The 3153-nt window shown below is 63.0% G+C and carries 1 protein-coding gene and 1 pseudogene; both read right to left on the reverse strand.

Going from position 1 to position 3153, the window contains the following annotated elements; translation table 11 throughout:
• Window positions 1-61: 61 nt before the first annotated feature.
• Window positions 62-2482, reverse strand: a pseudogene (locus AC0680_RS35565) (DUF6185 family protein); the annotation flags it as partial.
• Window positions 2483-2533: 51 nt separating this feature from the next.
• A complete protein-coding gene (locus AC0680_RS35570; RefSeq protein ID WP_478637166.1) occupies window positions 2534-2821 on the reverse strand; it encodes a hypothetical protein in 288 nt (95 codons plus the stop codon).
• Window positions 2822-3153 lie beyond the last annotated feature (332 nt).

Below are 3153 nucleotides of genomic sequence, written 5' to 3' on the forward strand. Positions count from 1 at the left end.
GGGACAACCCCCCCCCCCGGGGCCAGCTGTGACGGGCCCCCCACGCCTGGTCGGCGGGTGATCATTTGGGTGTGGGGACGGTCGGGTTCCAGCTCGCCCCCGCGGTCGCCAGTTGCGCGATCAGGAACGCGACATGCCCTGAGAGGCCCTGCACCTGGTAGACGGAGGTCAGCAGCCCAAGGCGTCTTGTCTTGTAGTGCCGTTCACGACTGAACGTGTCGGTGTCCATCCACATGCCCGTCAGCGTCAGCACCATGAGCATCAGGACGACGTTCAGGACTGCCAGTCCCAGCTCCGTGCCGCCCAAATTCGGAATGATCACGGCAATCACACCGATCGGGACGAGCCAGGCGACGAAAAGGTTGAAAGCCCGCACTGGGCCCCGCTCTCCAGGCAGTACGCGCCACAGCGTCCCCAGGACCAGTCCCGCACCGGCGAAGGAGATCTCCTGCGCCAGGAACTTCCCGACCGTATCCGGAATGCCGGTCGGCAAGTTCACTGTGAACGTCCAATGGTTGGCGCCGTAAATTTTCTCGTACGCGGCGGCGACCATACTCGGGACAATCCCGAAAATGGCGGCCCAGCGCGCGGCATTGACGCCGTTGCCCCACCAGTGACCGTGTGGTCCCCAGCTGAGGGCGACGTCGACCACGGATACGGGGTCCGGTAGGCAGTCGTGGGGACATCCGGTGGGCCGCCAGCCGTGCAGCGAGCGGAGTTCGCCCTCCAGTTCCTCTCTCGTATCCTCCTCCGCTCGCCCGTGATCAACCAGGCGCAGCCGGTGAAGCAGATCGCGCCACCGGTGGGCGTCGTCCAGCAGCCGCTTGTGCTTTTCCGGGTCGCTCAGTTCCACTGCGACGCAATGCGTCCCCGCATTTTGCTCCACTCGACTCAGCACCGACCATCTACGCCCTGCTTTCACCAGGCCGTAGAGCGCGACCATATTCAGGGGTACCCACAGGCCGTACACTGCCGCCACGCTTCCTGCAAACGCGCTGCCCCGCAAAGCCACGACAATGGCGAAGACGGCGGTCACCAGCAGCAGATCCACTCCCCTCGGCCCCAGGGACTTCTCTGTTTCGGTTCGGGAGCTGAAGTGGAGTAGCGCCACAAGCGCAATTCCTGCCAGGACCCATGTGTAGGCGTACGCCCATTGCGGGCCCATGGATGCGAAATCCGCGACTTGCCGGCCCAGGGCACTCCTGTGATCGGCGCCGAAGAGTGCGGTTGCTTCCCTCATCCAGCTTGCACGTTTCCACAAGAATTCAAAGGACAGCACACGACAGGCCACCACAATCACGGCAACCACGGCAACCGTGGCTCCGATTGCAGCGATGGGGCGGAGAGGATGATGGGGTTCACTTCCGCAGGATGGAGGACGCTTGGACTCGGCTTCACTCACCGAGGCTCCCAAATTCCCTTCTCGCGCAAAGCGCCAGGCCCAGGCGACCATGGCGGTCAGCCACAGCCACAGCATGCACAGATCCAACAGGGCCAGCCCGGCGATTCCCAAGAGGGGAGGCGGGCCGTTCGGGATGAGATTCGATGGGAGACCGAAGAGGTGGGGAGCCAGGATCACCAACAGGCCGAACAGCGCCACCGCAGAGGCGGAGACGATCACCACTCTCCTCTTCAGGATCCTGTCGCTGCCATCGGAATTATTGCCCATTGGAAGCCACGGACGCGCGAGGAGAACGAGGGCAAGACCCGATAAGATCCCGACAGGAGCACGCCAGGAATTCAAGCCGGAAACGGAGCGCAGCAGCAACAACAAAGTCAAACCGAGAGCCGCACTCAGCCCGGCCCACTGCAAAGCAGTGAAGGCAAGAATCTTGGAAGCGTCCTTCTCGGGACTCTCGGCGGATTGCATTCGCTTAAGGAATTCCCAGGCCGATACGGCGATCACGATCGAGGCACAGACCCACCAGGAGGCGACGCCTAGGTACCCGACCCAGGCAACGTGGCCACTCGGCGCCAGCGCGGGAGCCCGCGGTGGCACTAATGTGACCCTGATGCGGTCTGGCTTATAGCCGTTCCATTCTCTGCTGCTGTCTTCGTGTGCAATCGATACCGGGGGCGCGTCACTGATTTCCAGGCCGCCTGGGTAGACCTTGACTTTCTTCCACGAGGCTCCACTCAAGGCGCCCTGTGAGCGAAGTTTTGATACCCACTTGCCCGGTCCGACTTCGACCGCCCACGGACCCACTTCGTATTCACCGGGATCATTGATCAGATTCCACGACTCATATTGCACCCTGATCAGGCCATTGCCTTTTTCTTTACCTGCCTGAGAATTGCCGGATCGCCACTCGGGGTGCCACCTTTCGAACCCCCGCCGCGATCCACCGTCCCCGTTCAACAGGCAGTACATGGCTTGTCGGAACTTGGGGGAATCCGCGCCGAGCATCAGGTGGCCTGCGAGGTCCCACTTCTTTTCCGACATCTCAATGATCGTCACCTGCCGCACCTTGACGAAATCGCGATGCTGCTGCCTGAAAAAAGGCGAGTAAGACCCACCGCCGTACCACGCAAGTCATTTCCGAGGCGGGCATCCGCTGTAGGGGTCGCACACGAGGATGACCTCATAGGGCTCGCCGGCGAACTCGGCACGGCGTGAGTGGTCGACGCCGGGGAGGAAGCGCCACTGGGAGGGCTTGCTGTGCCGGGTCTGACTCGTCTTCTCCACTTGGGTGTGGAGGGTGCGCGTCTCCATATCGGCCGTCTCGACCAGGGTCTCGTCCGCGGCCAGAGGGAAGTGGTCGTGCAACAGGCACAGGCCGAAGCGCTCCACGTTGCCGTGTTTTTCCAGAACTGCGGCCAAGTCCTGGACGAATGCGGCATCCTGCGGCCCGAGAGGTTCGGCCTCCTCGAACCGCGGAAGGCCCGACCTTGGCGACCTTGGGTTCACATCCCGAGAGCTCATCATTACCTCGATCACTTAGGGTGCATATGCCATCACCATAAGTACCCACGGGGTGGCCAGCAACAGGACGGTGAGGCGAGAGGCCGTGCAGGTCGGGCGCCATGAGCCGAGTCTCGGGGCGCGATCGGCGTGACTGCGTCCGGACAGCACAACGGCGGGGGGGGGGGGGGGGGGAGCGGACAGCCAGGCGGGGGGTGGTGAAACACATCTCTCCGCTCTCCCATGTTGTC

It is taken from the genome of Streptomyces sp. NPDC043738 (assembly GCF_056436545.1).